At 67.7% G+C, this 17,915-nt stretch carries 11 protein-coding genes and 4 pseudogenes; 10 read left to right on the plus strand and 5 right to left on the minus strand.

What is annotated here, in order from left to right; translation table 11 throughout:
- Positions 1-1,103 precede the first annotated feature (1,103 nt).
- Both ACIPYQ_RS24885 and ACIPYQ_RS24890 read right to left on the minus strand, forming a co-directional pair.
- Positions 1,104-1,541: a hypothetical protein gene (locus ACIPYQ_RS24885; RefSeq protein ID WP_401254997.1), complete on the minus strand. Its 438-nt coding sequence runs from the start codon at positions 1,539-1,541 to the stop codon at positions 1,104-1,106.
- A gap of 527 nt (positions 1,542-2,068) precedes the next feature.
- Positions 2,069-4,330 carry a Dyp-type peroxidase gene (locus ACIPYQ_RS24890; protein WP_401255000.1) on the minus strand — a complete coding sequence of 754 codons (2,262 nt, stop codon included), beginning with the start codon at positions 4,328-4,330 and terminating at the stop codon, positions 2,069-2,071.
- Between the two features lie 336 nt (positions 4,331-4,666).
- Here ACIPYQ_RS24890 and ACIPYQ_RS24895 point away from each other — a divergent pair, with 336 nt between their 5' ends.
- From ACIPYQ_RS24895 to ACIPYQ_RS24920, 6 genes and pseudogenes are all read left to right on the plus strand, one after another.
- Positions 4,667-6,646, plus strand: coding sequence for a galactose oxidase-like domain-containing protein (locus tag ACIPYQ_RS24895; protein WP_401255003.1), 1,980 nt, complete (start codon positions 4,667-4,669; stop codon positions 6,644-6,646).
- A gap of 580 nt (positions 6,647-7,226) precedes the next feature.
- Positions 7,227-7,781, plus strand: a pseudogene (locus ACIPYQ_RS24900) (cation transporter); the annotation flags it as partial.
- A 360-nt stretch (positions 7,782-8,141) separates the two neighbouring features.
- Positions 8,142-8,303 (plus strand): annotated as a pseudogene (locus ACIPYQ_RS24905) (pirin family protein); the annotation flags it as partial.
- A 739-nt stretch (positions 8,304-9,042) separates the two neighbouring features.
- Positions 9,043-9,387: pseudogene (locus ACIPYQ_RS24910) on the plus strand (transporter); the annotation flags it as partial.
- Between the two features lie 626 nt (positions 9,388-10,013).
- Positions 10,014-10,619, plus strand: a complete 606-nt coding sequence (locus ACIPYQ_RS24915; protein WP_401255052.1) for a transposase — start codon at positions 10,014-10,016, stop codon at positions 10,617-10,619.
- Between the two features lie 551 nt (positions 10,620-11,170).
- Complete coding sequence (locus tag ACIPYQ_RS24920) at positions 11,171-11,503, plus strand: hypothetical protein (RefSeq protein ID WP_401255006.1); 333 nt, start codon at positions 11,171-11,173, stop codon at positions 11,501-11,503.
- Positions 11,504-11,534: 31 nt separating this feature from the next.
- Here ACIPYQ_RS24920 and ACIPYQ_RS24925 read toward each other — a convergent pair whose 3' ends face one another.
- Positions 11,535-11,789, minus strand: a complete 255-nt coding sequence (locus ACIPYQ_RS24925; RefSeq protein WP_401255008.1) for a redoxin domain-containing protein — start codon at positions 11,787-11,789, stop codon at positions 11,535-11,537.
- Positions 11,790-12,158: 369 nt separating this feature from the next.
- On the opposite strand from ACIPYQ_RS24925, the gene ACIPYQ_RS24930 reads away from it, so the two are divergent.
- The 4 genes and pseudogenes from ACIPYQ_RS24930 to ACIPYQ_RS24945 all read left to right on the plus strand — a co-directional run.
- Positions 12,159-12,395, plus strand: coding sequence for a hypothetical protein (locus ACIPYQ_RS24930; RefSeq protein ID WP_401255011.1), 237 nt, complete (start codon positions 12,159-12,161; stop codon positions 12,393-12,395).
- The gene (locus tag ACIPYQ_RS24935; RefSeq protein WP_401255014.1) at positions 12,395-12,844 is read left to right on the plus strand and encodes a hypothetical protein; all 450 of its coding nucleotides are present in this window, start codon (positions 12,395-12,397) and stop codon (positions 12,842-12,844) included. The genes ACIPYQ_RS24930 and ACIPYQ_RS24935 overlap by 1 nt, the downstream gene beginning before the upstream one ends.
- Before the next feature lie 247 nt (positions 12,845-13,091).
- Positions 13,092-14,246, plus strand: a complete 1,155-nt coding sequence (locus ACIPYQ_RS24940) for a hypothetical protein (RefSeq protein ID WP_401255017.1) — start codon at positions 13,092-13,094, stop codon at positions 14,244-14,246.
- Positions 14,247-14,663: 417 nt separating this feature from the next.
- Positions 14,664-14,899: pseudogene (locus ACIPYQ_RS24945) on the plus strand (hypothetical protein); the annotation flags it as partial.
- Here the strand turns inward: ACIPYQ_RS24945 and ACIPYQ_RS24950 are convergent.
- Positions 14,880-16,028 carry a CHAT domain-containing protein gene (locus ACIPYQ_RS24950; RefSeq protein WP_401255020.1) on the minus strand — a complete coding sequence of 383 codons (1,149 nt, stop codon included), beginning with the start codon at positions 16,026-16,028 and terminating at the stop codon, positions 14,880-14,882. The pseudogene ACIPYQ_RS24945 and the gene ACIPYQ_RS24950 sit on opposite strands and share 20 nt — an antisense overlap.
- A 3-nt stretch (positions 16,029-16,031) precedes the next feature.
- A complete protein-coding gene (locus ACIPYQ_RS24955) occupies positions 16,032-17,693 on the minus strand; it encodes a hypothetical protein (protein ID WP_401255023.1) in 1,662 nt (553 codons plus the stop codon).
- Between the last annotated feature and the right edge of the window lie 222 nt (positions 17,694-17,915).

Genomic DNA, 17,915 nt, shown 5'->3' on the forward strand with positions numbered 1-17,915 from the left:
CCGCGATCAGCATGGACGACAAGCCCCTCGGGCAACGCGTCAGGACGGCGGAGACAGGAGCGTCCCCTGCCGACGATGAATGGCGAGGCGCCGGCCACGCGAGGCAACCACGGCGCCGGGTCGGCAGCACTGTTCCCAGCCCGGCCTGAGATGCTCGAACTGCCCCATGGTCGTAGCATTGGCTTCGGGTCGAACACTCTCACGTGCGACGACCCGAAAGGGCGGCCTCGGCGGTGTGAATGCGCCGGGGCCGTTGTGGCGACCGCCGCGGCCATGAGCGCCTCAGCCCATCACGGGACAACGGTATGCCGTACCGGCCAGGCGCCAACGGCGAACGGTAAATGCGCGTTCGTGCGAGCAATGCGCGCAGGCGGCGCCAAACCATGGAGGACCTTCGCCCCATCACAGTGGCCACATGACGTTGGAGATCACCTACAGCATCGCCGTGCCCTATCCCTATCCTTGAGAGCGGTCGACAGCGGTTGATACGGGTGCCCAGATGAGCTGCCGAGCACACTCCCGGCAGGTGATACCTGCAGGTCAGCTGGGGTGTGGTTGTCCGATGCGCCGTTGATTCCCAAGCTTATGGCGCGGGTTCGATTCCCGTCATCCGCTCCACGCGAAAGCCCCAGGTCATGGACCCGGGGCTTTGTTGTTGCCCGAAGAGTGCCGGGCTCCCCGGGAAAATCTCCGGGGAGCTTCAGCGGCGTCGGGGCCTACTCCATACCGCGTCCCCTGACGGGGACGGCGCCCAGGGAGACGACCCCCCTTGGCGAGCTTCACCGCGGGTAGGGCGGTCGGCAGGGCCTCCGGGCTGTTCGCGGCGAGAGTCGGCGGCGGGACGAAGCAGCACAGCCAGAACGATCACCGCGATCCGTCCGGGCGGAAGGATCCGCCACCTGGACCGTATCGCCTTCAGATGGCGTCGCAGCAGGTCAGCGAGGTGGTTGACGGTCCGCGTGGACAGCGGCAGACGGCACTGGTAGACAAGCGAGCACGTGCCCTCGGCGCGTTTTTTGGTTTTCGTCACACAAATCCAACGGCCGCCGGGGGCACCCCGGTTACGCCCGCGCCTCCCAACTCGGGGCGTCGGGCATGCCCGGTCACAGGCAGGTGGTGAACCGGCCGTCGGGCAGCTTCCGCAGCCGGCCGCGATCAACGAGTCTGACCAGCCTCCCCCGCAGCGGTTCAAGCTTGGCCCGCACGCTGACGTCCACTCCCAGCATCTCGCCGCCTTGCCGAGCCATGACCGGCCCCGCGGCAAGGACGCGTTGATAGTCCGGCGGGAGCATGGTCTCCTCCACATCCGGCGTACGGTGCGGGATCAGCATTACCGCCCGGCCGCCCACCTGCCCGGGCGCCAGCGCGGCTGAGGCACGTTCGTCGGCGAGCTGGTCGCTCACACGCTCAAGGACACGTTCGGCGACGGCGAGTTCGTCCCGCTCGGCCCGCACCTCCGCCAGCTGCTTAACCAGCTGTTCTTCAAGTTCGTCCAGTTCCGCGCGCCGCGCGGTGATCCGTTCCAGCAGCTCGGGATCCATGCACCGGATCGCAGAAGGCCGACCGACTCGAGCGAGCAGAATCCAGGGAGCCGTCCGGCCCTGCCAGACGATTTACTCCTCAGACAGCCGCCCACGACCAGCGCGAGCACCCCAACAGTTGAACACAGCAGGTCCTTTGACCTGCGACTTCAGGTTGGCGGAAGCTCAGTCCGCTCGGCAGGACCACCCATATCGTCAGATGCGCAGCGCAGACAGCCCAGCGGGGCGGCGCCGCTGCGGAGATGACCGTCGAGTCGCTCGTTTGAATGCTCATGCCACACATCGTCACGCGCCACCAATCGGACTTCATCACCCTGCGCGACGGACTCAGGCGGCCCTGTGGAGCGCGAGCGGGGCGGTGGCCTCCCCCGCGTGGAGGAGGCCAGAACTGGTCGACAGCCACGGCGCGACTACCTGGCCAGAACACGCCGCGACCGCACCCGCTTCTGGCCGCCAGCGGTGGCGGCCGTGGCGGGGTGCGGCCATGGTCCAGACGTCGCTCCCGAGGGGCAAGGGCAGGGCACCCGTCAGCCCGTCAGGGACGTCCACATGGTCAGGGGTCGGTCCTCGACCGTGATCTGGTCCTCGTGGCCGTGGCCGTCGCGGATCACGATGATCCGGTACTGGTCCTGGTGGAACACCCAGAACAGACTCATGCCGTTGATCCGCTGCATGTCCGGGACCGCGAGGAATTCGTCGACCCTTGTGATCCCGGTCAGTGATCGCCATAGGTCGAGCCCTCGGTCGCCGCGCTCGAGGGCGTCCTGGTGCATCCTGCCGTCGGCGATCGAGATGAGCCGGTAGACCTGGCGGCCCATGAGGGTGTGGAAGACCCAGCAGTGGCTCTTGCCGTTCACCCGCTGCATGTCGGGCACCGGCAGGAAGGCGTCCACCCTTTCGATGCCGCTGAACGAGGCCCAAGCGGAGAGGGAACGGTCCGGCAGGTCGGTCCCGGCCGCCTGCTCGGGAGGGAGCCCGGACTCGGCGCCGTCGGCGATCCAGATCCGCCGGTAGACCTGCCGGCCCTCGACGGTGTGGAACAGCCAGAACCGGCTGCGGCCATTGATCCGCTGTTCGTCCGGGACGGGCAGGACCGCGTCGACCTTCGTCACTCCGATGTAGCACGGCCACATGGTCAGCGGCCGGTCGGGGCGCTCGATGACGTCCGTGTGCTCGTCCCCGTCGGCGATAGAGACGGTTCGGCAGACGGCGCCGTCACTGCCCGCCCCATACGCCCAGTACCAGCTCTTGCCCTTGTCCCGTTGCATGTCGGGGATGGGCAGGAAGGCGTCGGTCGGCCGGACTACGGTGGGCGGCTTGTCGGTGAGCCGGCCGTCACCGAGCAGCCGTAGCAGGGTCAGCGAGGGAGCGAAGGCGTAGACGGACCCCTCGGTGAAGACGAACTGGCTCAGGCTCAGCTGCGTGGTCTTGCCGGGGGTCTCGTAACTGAGCTTGCCGGCGGCGCCGACCATGCCGTCGGGGCCGGGCTTGTTGGTCCGGTTGGGTGGGAAGTCCGGGCTGTCGATCCATGCCTTCTGGATGAACTCGAACTGCTGCACAAGGTCCGACTGGTAGCAGACGAAGAGCAGGCCGCGCTTCTCGTCGGGCCCTCCGGGGCCCTCCGAGGCGGGGTCGAAGGGCGCGCCGTACGGGGCGCCGCGGCGGATGATCCGGCGGCGGTCCATCACCGGATTCTCGTCGAACGGCGGATCACCGGGCTTCTCCTGCAGGCCGTCCCGGGGGTTGGTCTTGCGCAGGTGCGAGAAGAGCGGGGTGATGAAGCCCTCGGGGTCGTTGCGGTAGCCGAAGTCGTTGTCCTCCCCGGCCAGCGCGCTGGAGGGACGGTCGGCATTCGGGCACGTGGCGACGGGGGTGCCGGACCGCCACCGGCCGACGAGGCGGGCGGCCAGCCACTCCGTGGTGGCCTCGGGCGGCACCACCTTGGCCTGCTTGAGCGCCTTCAGCTGCCCGGCGACCTGGAACCAGAAGCCGGGGACGTCCTGGCCGAGCCGGCGCACCACCTGGAAGCTGCCGTTGTCAGCCCATTCGGGCGTCTCGTGCGGCACGCCGCCGACCCGGTCGTGCCCGACGACGAATTCGCCGGGCGGGATCAGCCGGGTGCCGTGATGGCCCTTGACGTACTCGGGCTTGACGGGGTCCGGCTCGTCGAAGCCGATGACACCGGGCTCGCTGACGCCGTCCTTGAAGCCGAAATGCTCCTTCCCCCTCCGGCTGCCGGACAGGGTGGCGGCGTCCTGCTGGAACACGATCACGATCTTGGCCGCGGCGCACGCCTCGCGCTGCTGTCTGACCGTCGCCTGGAGGTCCTGGACGGTGTCCGAGGCGACGGTGAGCACGGCGTGGACGACCTGGCCCCTGCCGTTGCCGAAGAGCCACATCTCCGGCGAGCTGTCGCCGGTGTCCCCGAGTGCCCGCTTGTCCGAGCCCTGCTTGAAGGCCTCCAGACCGCTGCCGGGCTTGACGGTGGGCAGCGGGTCCTTTCCGGTCAGCTCACGCAGGCCCGCGCAGGTGAAACTGACATTGATCCAGGTGGCCTTCAGCGCCTTCGGGTCGTCGCCGGCCGAGGCCTTCCTGGCCTTGCTGAAGGCGGCATTGAAGGTCGCCACCTGCCTCGTCGTGGAAATCTGCGGTTCCAGCGCCTTGACCCAGGTGCGCGCCCGCGCTGCATCCTCGAACTTGAGGAACAGCAGGGTCATCTGGTCCTTCTTGAAGCCGGCGATCACGTCGCCCTGGATGTCGTCGCTCTCACGCAGCTTGAGATCGTCCACGATGCTCTCCCTAGAAGATCGACACCTCCGCGCCGATGCTGCGCAGAGTAATCAACAACGTATGCGGCGCTCCCGTGCCCTCCCGCCGACCGACTGGCCGATTACGCCGACCGCCACCCATTTCCGCCTCGAATGCGCTGGTAGAAGGCGTGAAGAAACCTTTGGGTTGGTCGGAGTCACCCGCCTGCGCATCTCGGAGCGACAGCCGACCGGCGCGCCTCAACACTGAAGATCGTCACTGTGCGTGAACATGTGGCAGTCCTGGTGCAGCCCGTGTCACCCGACGTGTCCCCCAGCCGGGGCTGCTGCGCCTTCCTCTCGCCAGCAAGGAGTCCCATGTCCCGCAGCAATCCGCGCCTACCCGCCCGCCGGAGGCTCGCCACGGCGATCTCAGTCTGTGCCGCCACCGCGATGGCCGTGTCCATGGCCCTGGCGTCGGCAGGCCCCGTACTCGCCCACACCGGTCACGGAGACGAGGGCGATGCCGTCCCGTACGGCCCCGCCTCCCGGGCGGCGAGCGCACCGGTCACCGTCGACCCGGAGGAGGCTGCGACGCTCGGCAAGGAACACGCCGAGGAGCATGCCCGCACCCGGATGGCCATGGCCGGCGTCGGCGAGTACCCGCAGACCACCCGTACGGAGCGGCTCAAGGCGCTGACCGCCTCCCAGGAGAAGGCCAACACATCCTTCGACCCGGCCGAGTTCGGCCGGTTCCAGGAGTACTTCCAGTCCCCGGACTTCGCGGCCCACGTCGCGCTGCTGCCCACCGGCAAAGTCCTGCTGTTCTCCTTCGAGCGGATCGAGACCAACCCGCAGAATGAGCCCGCCCCCACCCAAACCATCGGCAAGGAGAACGCCGGCCGTGCCTGGATCTGGGACCCTGCCAAGGGGACCGGCACCGGCGCGTTCACCGAGAAGAAGCCGCCGGTCATCAACATGCCCGACGGCAAGAACGAACCCCGCCCGGCCCCGTTCTTCTGCGCCGGCCACTCCTACCTGCCCAACGGCATGCTCGGCGTCTTCGGCGGCAACCTTGGCGGCAACGGAGGCAGCGGCGCCAAGCTGTCCCTGGTCTTCGACCCGTGGGCGGAGGAGTGGTACCTGAACAAGGACATGTCCGTCGGCCGGTGGTACCCGAGCGTGGTCACCGGCGCCGACGGGCGCCAGGTGATCATGTCCGGTCAGTCGGAGCTCGGCTGGGGCACTCCCACCCCCGTCGTCGAGCGCTTCCCCGCCGCGACCCACCAGGTGCCCTTCGAGAAGTCGGTCAAGCCGATCGGCTGGGGAGTGGACCAGCTCAAGACCGAAGCCCCCTTCAAGTGGGACTATCCGCAGCTGTTCTCGCTGCGCGACGGGAAGATCTACGGACTCGGCCGCTCCGTGGACCAGCAATGGCTCTTCGACACCGCCGCCGACACCAAGACCGACCTGCCGAACCGCCCGGACATCAACAAGGGCAAGCCGGGCCCGGACGGCGGGGAGTGGAGGCGCAACTACGGCTCCGCCGTCCCCCTGCCGACCGGCTTCAGAGGCCCCGACTCGGTCCTGGTCCTCGGCGGCGACCGCAACGACCCGAACACCTACCGTCTGGCCGGCGGCAAGTGGAACACCGAGAAGCCCCGCGCCTTCGGCCGCACCCAGGACGACACCCTGCTCCTGCCGAACGGCAACCTGCTCACCGTCAACGGTGCCTTCGACATCCGCGACTACGGCAACGGACCGTACAACCCCAACGCCGATCTGAAGTACCGCCAGGTCGAACTGCGCGACGAGAACGGCGACTGGAAGCTCGGCCCCGTGCAGCGGCTTCCGCGCGGCTACCACTCCAACGCCGTGGTCCTCCCGGACGGCCGAGTCATGATCACGGGCGACGAGCTACAGCAGCTCGCCAACGACCCCGACATCACCGACAACAACAACGGCAGCATCGAGATCTACGAGCCCGCCTACCTCCACCAGGGCAGCCGCCCCTCGCTCGGCCTGATCTTCAACCCCAGCGTCGTCTACAACGAGAAGATCACGGTCAGCACGAGCACGCCCAACGACGTCACCCGCGCCGTCCTGCTGGCCCCGACCACCGCCACCCACTCGATCAACACCAGCCAGCGTCACCTCGAACTACGTATCAAGAGCCGCGGCGGCAACTTCCTGGAGCTCCAGGCCCCACCGACCGCCGCCGCGGCCCCGCCCGGTCACTACATGCTCTTCCTCCTCAACGAGGAAGGCGCACCGAGCAAGGCGGGCTGGATCCAGGTCAAGCCCCCGACGACCGCCGCCACGGGTGCCACCGCCACCAAGATGAAGCCCGGCGACTGACACCCGTCGGCGCTTCAGGGCGAGCCCCCAGCCTGGTCACGGGACACGGCTGGGGGCTCAATGCGGACAGCCCGCACACAGTGGACGTCGTGCGCCGGGAGGCCGACGACGGCGGCCGCGCCCCGAGCGAGCGGCTGCGGGCGGGCTGAGCATGGGGTGGGGCGCCACTGGAGGGCCGGCGGCGCAGCTGGCGTCGCAGGGTGCATCGTCGACCGGGGCCAGAAGGACATCGGGAAGATCGCTGTGCGGGTCGGCGGGGGCGGTGCGGGAGGCTGGCAGGGTGGGGCCTATAAGAAGCCGTCGTCACGCGGCGATAGCAGCAACGAAGTGGCACCCGGTGGGGGCGGAGGCGGCGGTGCCAGGTCGGTTGTCTTCGTCGACGTGGACGGTAAGGGAGCGTCCAGCCTGGCCGCTCCCGCCGGTGGCGGCGCAGGCGGCGGAGGCTTTAAACGAGGTGTCGGTCCCCGGCACGGATGGGGCGGCGGTTACGGCGCAGGAGGAGGCGGCGTCGGCTGCCTGGGAGGCGCGGCTACCTGGAGGGACCTGAAGGAGAGCGAGGTAGGCGCCAAAGACGGCGCAGGGCCTCGACTCCATGATCGAGGTCTCCTCCGCAGCCGCCGTCGCCTGGCAGTTCTCCGCCGCCGACCACACCGCACGCCAGGCACGGGAGAAGACCACCCTGCGGATCATCGCCCTCTCCCTATTCGCCCTCGCCGCCTACGTCGGTATCGATGCCGTTCGTGCTCTGACCGGCACCACCGAAGCCGACGAGTCGACTCCCGGCATCGTCATCGCCGCTCTCTCCCTCGGGGTCATGCCCTTCCTGTCCGCCGCACAGCGCCGCGCGGGCCGCGAACTCGGCTCCGCCGGCGCGGTCGCCGACTCCAAGCAGACCCTGTCGTGTACGTACCTGTCGGCCGTCCTCCTCGTGGGCCTCCTCCTCAACGCCCCCCTCGGCTGGACCTGGGCCGACCCCATCGCCGCCCTCGTCATCGCTGGCATCGCCGTCAAGGAAGGCCGCGACGCCTGGCAGGGAAAGGACTGCTGCGCGCCCACCGCGCACGGCGCCTCGCCGGACCCCGTTGAGGTTGCGGACGGGTGCGGTTGCAAGCCGGGCTGTGACTGCTGCTCCTGAGCCTCGCAGCCTGCGGCGCATCGTGATGTGGTCTGACGGCAGGCCTGGCTGGGTGAGTTGCGGTGGCTGGTGGCGGTCGTCGAAATGCGACCTGCACCTGCCTTCGCGCTCCGGTCGCGAGGCCGTCGGCATTCTGTCGTACCGTCAGCTTGCCCAGATCGGCGATGCCGCACGCTGCGGCCTGCTGCAATTATGGGCTGTCACTGGGTAGGTGGGGCGGCGGAGCCGCGCACCGATCCAGTTCCGGAAGGAACAAATCCCCCTGGTCAGACCCGTGGATGAGTGCTCCGATGCTGACGTTTGCTGACTTTCAGGGATCTGCAAGGCTCTGACCTGCGGAAATGCCGACCGATCCAATGGTTCTGGAACTGGATCGGACGGTCCCAAGAGGATATCGCACAGGCCCGCGAGGACTGGATGAATGGGACGAGATTCGGCGAAGTGAAGGGCTACGGCGGTGCTCCGCTTCCGGCCCCGGAACTCCCTCCAACTCGCCTGAAGCCCAGGGGAAGAGTGCGCTGAACTGTGCGTATGTCCTGAGGGTGAGGTTAGGGTAGTGGGTGCGCTGTCGCTCCGCTTCTGAAGGTCCGTCGTACGTCTGCGAGGCCTTTGGGAGCGACTCTCGATCTCGAGGTCGAGTCTCATGTGAAGCAGGCTGTGGTCAGGTCTGGTCGGGCGAATGCTGACCCTTTGCTGACTTTACTGACGAGTAGTTAGATGTCGAGGGGGGAGTCCGGGCGCGCCACCCGGCAGGGGAACGTCATGCCGAGGGGCCTGGTCCAGGGCTCTTCGGCGGCCGCGGGCAGCTCCAGGTGGGCTCTCGGTCGAGGCCGCGGCCTGCGGTCGGTGTGTCGCGGAAGTCCGTGCGCAGCGTTGTGGACAGTCAACAAAGCACGGAGTCGAAGCGGCCGCTGTCGCTCGGTTGGGGCCCATGCCCCGCCGAGTGTCCAGGGGGTGCCCACCTCATGGATCAAGCCCCGGGGTGGGCACTGTTTAAGATGGGTCGTGTGCGGCCCTTGTGGTAGCTCGGCCTACCAGCTGCCATGCTCACTCGCTCATCTGATGAAGCTGTGCTTCAGTCGACAGCAGGTTCTTCGTCTGCTGGTGGCACAAGCTACGCGGCGCCCTGACCGGCGGAGACGCGGCAACTGGGGTGTGGTGGCGTTGCGCTGGTCCGGGATTGGTCCGGATCTTGGTCCACCTGGAGGAGGGAATAACCCTGCACCTGTGGCTGTTACCCCTCGGCGCGTACGACAAGGGGGTGTCGAGTCTGAAGCTGTTCTACACGAAAAACGGCGTGGCCGAGGTCACGCCGCGTTTGGCTGAGGCTGAGGCCGATGTGCAGGCCCTGGTCGAGGGCGCGATGGAGGCGATGCTCGGGGTGCGATTCCTTGCCTCCGAGTACAGCACCGGACCCGTTCACGGTGGACGCATCGACTCGCTGGGGCTCGACGAGAACGGTGCTCCGGTGATCATCGAGTACAAGCGAGCCACGGACCCGGGCGTGCTGTCGCAGGGGCTCTTCTACATGGCCTGGCTGATGGACCACCGCACCGAGTTCCAGGCGCTGGTCCGCGAGCGTCTCGGGATGACGGCGGCGTCGCGACCTGCACGCCGCGGTCGCCTCGGACCTCGCCCACCGGGTGGCGATGGCACGCCTTGGCGGTATGTTCCGCTCTGTCGCCCAGACGAAGACCTCGGCAACCTACGCAGATGCTCGTCACCGCCGCCGGGTGCTGTGCCCCCGGGATGGCCTGGACAAGCCCTTGCGTACAAACATTCGAGCGGGCAGGGTTCCTGGTTCTGATCGCCGATGTCCTCGGCACCCGGGCCGGTCGCCTCGCCCGGCTGATGCTGTGGGCCAACGTCGAGCGCGCGCATCGCCGTACGGGGAAGACCTCCCGGCTGACCGTGCTGGCCCGGACGGCGGCCACAGACGCGCTGAAGTCGCTGAGTTGCCGCCAACTTGAAGTCGCAGGTCAAAGGGCTGGTGTGATCGGTTCTCGGGGTACTCATGCTGGTCGTGGGCGGGAGTCCGCGGAGTAGCTCATCCGTCAGCGGTTGATTTCGAGGTTCGTCAGGACGAGCAGAGCGCGCAGGAGGCGGGGGTGGTGCGGGCGGGCTCGGTGCGGAGCTTGGCGAGGATTCGCCAGTTCTTGAGGTGGGCGAAGCCGTGCTCGACCGGTGCGCATCCGATGGCGAGGACGTGGTTGGCAGGTGGTGCGGGCGTCGATGCCGGTGCCGGCGTGGCTGGAGGGCCGGGGCGGCCGCCCGGAGGGCTATTGCCACCGCGTGATGTTGGACGCGGTCCGCTACGTGGTCGACAACGGGGTGAAGTGGGCGAACCTGCCGAAGGACTTCCCGCCGTACGGGCGGGTGTCTCCCTTCGCCCGCCGCTGGCAGGCCGCAGGCCTGCTGGCCGAGTTCCACGACCGGCTGCGGGAGCGCATGCGCGTGAAGGAGGGCCGAGGCGTGGACCCGACGGCCGCAATCGTGGACTCGCAGTCGGTGCGGGCCGCGACGAACGTCCCGCGCTCGACAGCGGGGTGGGACGGCGGGAAGAAGGTGGGCGGGCGCAAGCGGCACCTGGCGGTCGTCCAGCTTTGTTTGGTGAGCCGGTCCGACCCGACGTGCCCGCTGAATGGCTTTCAGGTTCCCAGTCCATGGGCGGGGCGGACTGGCCAGAGGCCGGGGGCACCACTCTCTTGCTTCACCCACAATCTCCATCCCTGCCCTCCCGCTCAGCACCAGCGGCTACTCGGTCAGGTACGGATCACACCAGGTCCTCCCATGCCCAGCGGGCCGCGGGGCTCCCGTCGGGCTCCCGCCCGAACCTGAAGCGTTCCCGATCAGGCCTGATTGCGAGGAACACGTCGAAGCGCCCCTCGGCAGTGAGACGGTTGACAAGAACGGCAGCCTGTTCCTTCGCCCCGGCCCTCAGCAGGCTGTCCAACAGTCAGGCTACGTCTTGCGGATCGCCCAGGAATAGCCCGTCAATGGGGGCCCGGGCCAGCAACCGAATATGGTCATCCGCCCCGATGGGATTCCGTTTCCCTTGAGTGTCCAGCAGCCACGCAACGGCTGACGGGTCGTCCGGGTCGAGACGGCCGCCGGGGGGACGGGCCAGCCACGGGACCGCTTCCCCGTCCTCCCGAGCTTTTCGCAGCCTTGCAAGCAGCCAGGTCACCTCGTCAGAGGCGTTCTGGGTGACGCGGCCAGCGCTGGCTTGGTGCTTTACTGAACTTGATTGGGTGATGTCGGGGCTGTTCGCCGGACGGTGACCGGTCGGCTCCGGTAGCTCTGGGCTGTGAGGTACGCGCAGGGCGGCGGTTTGACCGACGCCGAGGGCTGCGCGGGAGCGGATCCGGTTGCAGGCCGTGGAATGCTTCGTGGGCGGGGAGAAGAACCGGCAGATCGCGGCTGCGTTGCGGGTGAGCGAGCGGTCGGTGGAGCGATGGGGGTCTGCCGCACGATCGGGCGCGAACTCGGACTGGCCCGCCACACCACCCGCCGCTACGCGCGCTGCGAAAACCCCGAAGCACTCGCCGACCGTGCCATCCACACCACGCGGCTGGACGCCTACCGCCCCTATCGGCAACCTCGCTGCCGCCAACCTCGACCAGCTGGCCAGGGCCGTGAAACGAACCCTCAAGCAGATTCAGTACCGACCGCACCTCGTCGATGGATGCCTCACGGGAACCGGCCTGACCATGGACGACTGACCACGATCAGACCGACATCACGTATTCAAGTTCAGTAGCCGTCCAGGCTCTTGCGCAGCCTGTGCGCGGGAGAGTGGAACACCGCGACCGGCACCACCCCGGCGGCCTCCAGCTCACCGGCCCGGCGCACCAGCTCACGCACATGCAGGTTGCAGATCGGGCAGGCGGCGAAGCGGTAGAACTTCAGGATGACGGTCCGCCCGGCCAGGTTTGGCGGCGATACGCTCTCGCCGGACACGTCAGAGCCTTCGATGTCTGGGGCCTTGCGCGCCGGTTCGAGCCTCATCACGGCCTCCTTCAGACGCGGGTTGCACTTCGTGCCCGAACTCTGACCCGGCCGCATTCCCCGGGCGTTCCCTGACGGCTCGTGCTGTCTTGTCAGGATGGTCAAGGTTTCCGAGCGGGGCCCTTCATAGGGGTGTGAAACTGGCGACCTCGCGTCATCGGGAGTCGCGTATTCACCAGTCGGTGAGGGCTGTGGGCGAATCAGGGGCGCACGATGCACACCAGCTGGGCGTGGGATCCCGACGAACTCCAAGCCCTGCCGAACCCCGGCTGAAAGGAGCCAGCACCCGAACGGCCCGATATTTCTGCGGCAGCAGCAAAACCGTGTCACCGTGTAGTCATCGAGCCCGAACCGGCAACCGGAGGAAGAATGGAAGCTGAGAGAATCAAGGCGGAGCAGATTGCGCGTGCCGCTGCTCAAGGCGTAGCGATCGCACTTTCCGCCCGGGGTGTTTCTGGCGACTTGGATGATTTGGAGGCCAGGGGGCCCATCGTCATGGGAAACTTTCCGGAGGAACTCTTCGAGGTGACGCTGGAGCGGGATGCAGCCTCAGGAGGGATCGCTGTTAAGAGCGTCCGTCCACAGAAGTATGCAGGCAGCCCTTGATGCCGGACGAAAAAGAACTGCTGTGCCCGAGTGCGCCTGCGCACCCCGCAGAGTCGGTTCTGATCGGGGTCGTGTCCGGTACTCGCGAGGAACCGCGAATCATTCCGACAGAGGAGGCGATGCCGGTAGATCAGGAGATCATCGACTTGGCGCGACCGGTGTCACCGGGCGAAGTCTTCCGTTTTGCCAGCAGGTGTAGGACCTCAGCCTGTATTCACTTCAAGAACGAAGCCTGCCAGATCGCTGCGCGCAGCACCGAACTGCTGGGCGAAGTCACACAGCGCCTGCCGCATTGCTCGATCCGGGCGCAGTGCCGCTGGTTCCATCAAGAGGGCTCCGACATGTGCCGGCGTTGCCCGCAGATCGTGACGAAACAGTACGCCCCTTCGGCTGAGGTGCTGCAGATTGTGGGCGAAAACGATCCTCCGCCACTGTCCAAGTCGTCTTGAGTAGTCACGCTGGCCAGAGCTGACCGCAGCCGCAGTGAGGCGCTTCCGGCGCATCCCGTCGGACGACCGAGCGGACCTGGCTTTGTGGCGGCACGGGCCTGGCCAGACGCTGCATCTTTGATGCGTCAGAGTGAATTCTACTGACTCGCTGGTTCCGCAGGGTCAGGCTACCTCACTCGCGGCTTTCTTGTTGGTACGGTCTGCCCGAGTTTAGATCGGCAGACCCTGCCAGCAGTTAGGTAGCATCATGGTCGAGCGCGAAAAGTGTGGCCACGTAGAGCCGGGCGATTCTTGTGACGGTGCCTCTGTGCCGCACCGGGGGCTGGTGCCCATCGAAGCTTTCCGCAGCAAGGACTCGCTGCTGGAGGTAGGCATCGCTGAACCTACCGGCGGCGCAGCGGAGTTGATCGATGTCGTTCGCGAATACTGGGCCGTTCTACGTGATCACGGTTTCGCTGACTCCAACCCCGTAAAAGTGCTCTTTGACGCCGGTAACCGCCGGTCTGTTATTTGGGTATTCCGCTGGAAGATGCCAACCAGCCGCATGCAAGCTGCAGCAAGCAACGAGTGCGTAGGGGCGCTAGCCGCCATTGAGCGTGCTGGGCGGATCGTCGATCATTTCCCTTTCGTGAACGAGGCCTACCAGGGGTTCGAGACCCGGCGCTTCCCTCCGCGCGGCGGTGTCGAACTACTGAGAGGCAAGTGCACCTGCACAGTAAAACTGGACGGATTCGATACCGAATTCGAGCTTGAAGGACAGAACGGATTCGTGATCATGCATCGCGGACCTCGTCATGTGCAGCAGGATGTTCCGCTGATGCCCGTCACTATCCTCAGGCATGGCGCTGATGCGCCGAATCCTCTCAGGGGTTCCCCTGGGCTGAAAGATGCACCTGAAGAGGTCCGCACCACGCCCTTCAGGGTAGAGCAAAACTCGGATCTTCCGCAGTTCGGCATCATCCGCTCTCTCCAGAAGGACCGTGATTTTCCGGCTGTAGCGATGTGGGTGGTGCACTGGGTCGTGCACACCCCGATTGGGACTCTCGTTACCGACCCGAAGCAGCCTTTGGTCTTTGGTCCAACGGTCGTGCGGCACTATCCGCCGGTCGGGACAGAATTCTTTTCCGCGGTCGGCCCTGTACCGGTGTACAAGCAAGAAGACGGCCAGAGGGTCGGCACATTGACCCCGGGGCAGCTCACCGCATTTGATATCGTCGTGACGATGGACGACGAGATCCCGTCAATCCTTGACCGCCCCGCTCGGTACCACGTCGAGATGTTCAACCGGTACATTGATGACCCCGCCCTTGAGATTCCGCTCGAAGGGCTGGTGAATGACTACCGAGTCCCCGAGGACCCTGCTTTCGGGGCCGGCCCTCAAGCCAAGCGTAGACGGCATTAGGCTCGGGCTTTCACCGCGTATGCTGTCCGGCAGGTGATTGGGAAAGCAGAAAGCGCCTCTGCCGAGTAGCCGGGAGGGATCTCACCGCCTGCAGCGTAGCGTGGAAGAAAAGGAGATGAGGGTAATGACCGGACGGGTATTGACCCAGGGGTGTTGCAAAGTCGGGTGATCTCGTGAGTGCGCTGGTCAGGCGATGCCCAGGAGGTCGAGCGGGCGGGTGAAGGGCTCGTAGGAGGCGTGGCGGAGGCCGGCGGCGATGTTGCGGTACCCGGCGGTGCGGAGGGGCGTTGATCGCCAGGTTGCGAAGGGTTGCCATGTTCTCCGGGCCGTGGCCGGTGCGGATCTTGGAGGCGTCCTCGGCGAAGGTGGTGTCGCGGACGCAATGGAGCCGGTTCTCGATGGTCCACTGAGACCTGGCCCTGCGTCCTGCTGGTCACCTACGACATCGACGAGGCGCTCGCGCTCGCTGACCGCGTTCTGGTGTTGAACGCCGGTCGGATCTCCCACGACCTGCGCCCACCCGCCAGCCCCGGCGGGCACCACCGGCTGGCCGCGCAGCCCTGCGCGCCGACCTCCTGTCGGCCCTCGGCGTTCGAGGAGCGACAGGAGCTCCGTCCCGGCGATGCGACGGGCTCAGCAGCCGTGCAGGATGAAGCCTGCCCAGTACTCCGGTCCCGCGTAGGGCATGCGCAGCCGTTCGAGGGCGGAGGGGTGACGGAACGGATGGGTCGGCCTCGGCCGCGCCCTCCTGCCCGCTCCGCGCAGGGTTCCCGATGTTTGGAGTGCTTTGAGCAGCGGGCGTTCGGCGAGATAGCGTCTGGCCGCCCTGCGGGTCAGGGTGCGCATCCACGTCTGGGCCTCGGTCAGTGCCCTCGCCGGATCTCCGTCGGGCTCGGCCCCGAGGAGTTCGTAGAACCTGGTGAGGAGGAGTGCCGTGGGCAGGTCCGGGATCTGCCAGAGCGCCCCCAGCACACCGGCCGCGCCGGCGTGGAGGAAGGCCGTGGACAGGCCGTTTGCCTCCTCGGGCTGCTGGAAGAGTTCCAGCGTCCCGGACTCGCATGCCGCGGCCACCACCAGGCGCAGGTTCTCGCCGGCGAGGCGGCGGATGCGGCTCATGGTTAGTTGCTCGGCGTCGGCGAGGGTCAGCGCGGCGCGGTCCTTGCCGTCGTGCCACATCTTCCCGTGACAGCCGAGGTGCAGATGCGTGGCCCGGGGCAGCTGTTGGGTCAGGAAGGCGCCGGTCGCGTCCGACCCGAACGCGACGTCCTGGGCTTCCGGGGCGAAGCCCGTTGAGATCTGCCGCAGTTCCGCCTCCGCCCCGAACAGTGGCGGGCTGGATCCGCGCGGGTTGGCGATGCCGACGAGGTGTGCGGGAAGCCGCGCGGTTCGAACCGCCCCTTCCCGTGCGGACATCCACGATCCCGCGGAGGGCGCGTAGGCGACGGACTTCAGGGTCGCGGACAGGGAAGTCGTCCCGCGCTCGTCCCGCCAGGTGGCGGCATGCCAGGGAATACTGGCCGTCCTCCCGCAGGGGATCAACACGGCGTCCGTGACGGAGGTCCTGCGCAGAGCCTCCTCCAGAGGCTGGGCCAGCTGGGGCCCGAGTTCTCCGAGGATCTTCCGCAGGAGCAGCCCGAACCGCGGCAGTCCGGAGTGCTCGGCGCCACCGAGTACTCCTCTCCGAAACGGGGACGCCCGGGCGAGATCCCGTCCGGGCTGCCGTCCTCCCGCATTCCCAGACCGAGGGTCAGTGTGACGACCCTGCCGCTTCTGAGAGTCCACAGGTCAAGGCCGATGACGGGGACGGGGTGGCTCGACGGCGTCACGATGAGCGCGCAGCTGCCCTGGGGACAGAGGATCAGGTACACCAGTGCCTGCCGATCGGACAGGGCCCTGCGCGCGTCCGGCAGCGAGGGCGGCAGCCTGCGGGCGAATCCGGCCATTGCGGGCCGGGCCCGGACAGCCTCCAGGAGGGCTTCCAGCCGCGCGGGTCCGCCGTTCGGTCTCCTCGGTCCCGCCGGCGGCGGGCTCGGCCTCGGCCGACTCCTCCCGTGCCTCCCGCAGGGCGGTGACGTACTCCTCGGCCAGCTCCGGGTCGATCGCGCGGAGCCGTGCCAGGTCGGCGGCGTCGGCTCCGGTGCCGGTGCGCAGCGTGGTGGCGCGTCCGTCCTCCATGAGCCGGACCGCCTCGCTGAGCAGGGCCTGGACCTGTGGAGTGTCGGCGGCGTGGCCGTCAGCGATCTCCTGCCACGCCGCGCGGAAGAGCGCGTACGCGCAGTCCCGGTACCGTCCTTCCTGTTCGACGTTGGTGAGCATGTCCGCGAGAGGACCTGTCTCATGGGGGAGGTCTCCTCGGCTCACGAGGTCCCCGCCGGTCGCCCGCCATGCCGCGAGCGCCGTCATGCGCGCCCGGGACGCCGTTCGCCAGTCGTCGAGACGCACGGACAGCTCCGCTGCTCTGTCGGCGACCCTCATGCAGTCCGCCGGGTACTCACCGGGTGTCAGGACCTCCAGGGCCGCCAGGTACAGGTAGCGCGCCTCGTGCAGGGAGGCGGAGGCGGGGTCGGACTCTGCTCGGCAGACCAGGACCCGCGCCAGCTGCCTCTGGGCAAACGGCAGCTCGGCATGGCCGTGTGCGCCGTGGATGGCCACCACATGACGGCTGTGTTCCTCGGCCCGGCGGAGGCGCTGGTCCCGCCGGTCCGGCAGCTTCTCCGCGGTGGCTACCAGGAAGTCGGTGAAGTTGCTGTGCAACCGGGCGCGCAGCCAGGGCGCCAGGTCGGAGGACAGCGCCCCGAAGGCCTTTCCGTAGGTGCTCACGACGTCCCGTAGGTAGCGATCGTCGCTCTCGGAGAGTCGCTGCTGCGCCAGCGCGAGGTTCGCCAGCGAGTAGAAGTAGTCCACCGGGTCCCGCTCCAGGGACCCGTACCGCAGCGCGGCCCGGCACTGGTCGAGGGCGCGCCGTGCGTTGTCCGCCACGGCACCGCGTTTGCGGTCCAGCAGGAGGACGGCGAGGTTGGTGCGCGCCATGGCCACGCCTTCCGGGTCGGGCAGGGCCGTCCAAGAGGCGATGACTTCCTCCAGCAGGGCGATGCCCCGCTCGATGGAGGCGGCCCGGTCCCGAGCCCTTTCGGACAGCGCGCCCGCGAGATGGTGCTTGACCGTCGCCGCCGCGGCATGCTGCTCCAGCTCCTCGTAGAGCGTCACCGCCCGCTCGTACGCCCTGATCGCCTCCTCGGTGTTGGACGCCGACGCGAGCTTCGGGTGCTGCAGGACCTTGCCCCGGGTGTCCCAGAGGACGCCCGCGAGACGAAGCTCGCCGCAGTGCTCGGCCCGCTCCGCGAGGAGGGCGCAGTTGTCGGCCAGTTCCTGGTTCACCACACCGATGCCGTACCAATGGAGGGCCCCCAAGGCCAGTCCGTGGACCTCCTCCAGGTTCAGGGACACCGCCTGCTCGACCTGGACGGTGCGGCGCCACCATGCTTCCTCGATGTCGTACTGGACGAGGTCTGCGAGGAGCGCACCGGTGAGCCGGTCCAGCGCCAGCCGGCCGGCGGTTCGCGGTCCGGAGGCTTAGTACTGCAACGGTGTTTGGCGTGACTGGTAGCCAGGCTGGTCGTTGGTCAGGTTATGGGTGGGCTCTTTGGTGATGTGAGGGTGTGGGCGGCG

This window comes from Streptomyces sp. NPDC090045 (genome assembly GCF_044747975.1).
GTDB lineage: Bacteria > Actinomycetota > Actinomycetes > Streptomycetales > Streptomycetaceae > Streptomyces.

Bases quoted from the DNA above. Each gene is read 5' to 3' on its own strand.
- ACIPYQ_RS24915 (WP_401255052.1), top strand. From the start codon at position 10,014: ATGCCGGTGCCGGCGTGGCTGGAGGGCCGGGGCGGCCGCCCGGAGGGC.
- ACIPYQ_RS24940 (WP_401255017.1), top strand. From the start codon at position 13,092: ATGGTCGAGCGCGAAAAGTGTGGCCACGTAGAGCCGGGCGATTCTTGT.
- ACIPYQ_RS24930 (WP_401255011.1), top strand. From the start codon at position 12,159: ATGGAAGCTGAGAGAATCAAGGCGGAGCAGATTGCGCGTGCCGCTGCT.
- ACIPYQ_RS24935 (WP_401255014.1), top strand. From the start codon at position 12,395: ATGCCGGACGAAAAAGAACTGCTGTGCCCGAGTGCGCCTGCGCACCCC.
- ACIPYQ_RS24895 (WP_401255003.1), top strand. From the start codon at position 4,667: ATGTCCCGCAGCAATCCGCGCCTACCCGCCCGCCGGAGGCTCGCCACG.
- ACIPYQ_RS24885 (WP_401254997.1), bottom strand. From the start codon at position 1,541: ATGGATCCCGAGCTGCTGGAACGGATCACCGCGCGGCGCGCGGAACTG.
- ACIPYQ_RS24925 (WP_401255008.1), bottom strand. From the start codon at position 11,789: ATGAGGCTCGAACCGGCGCGCAAGGCCCCAGACATCGAAGGCTCTGAC.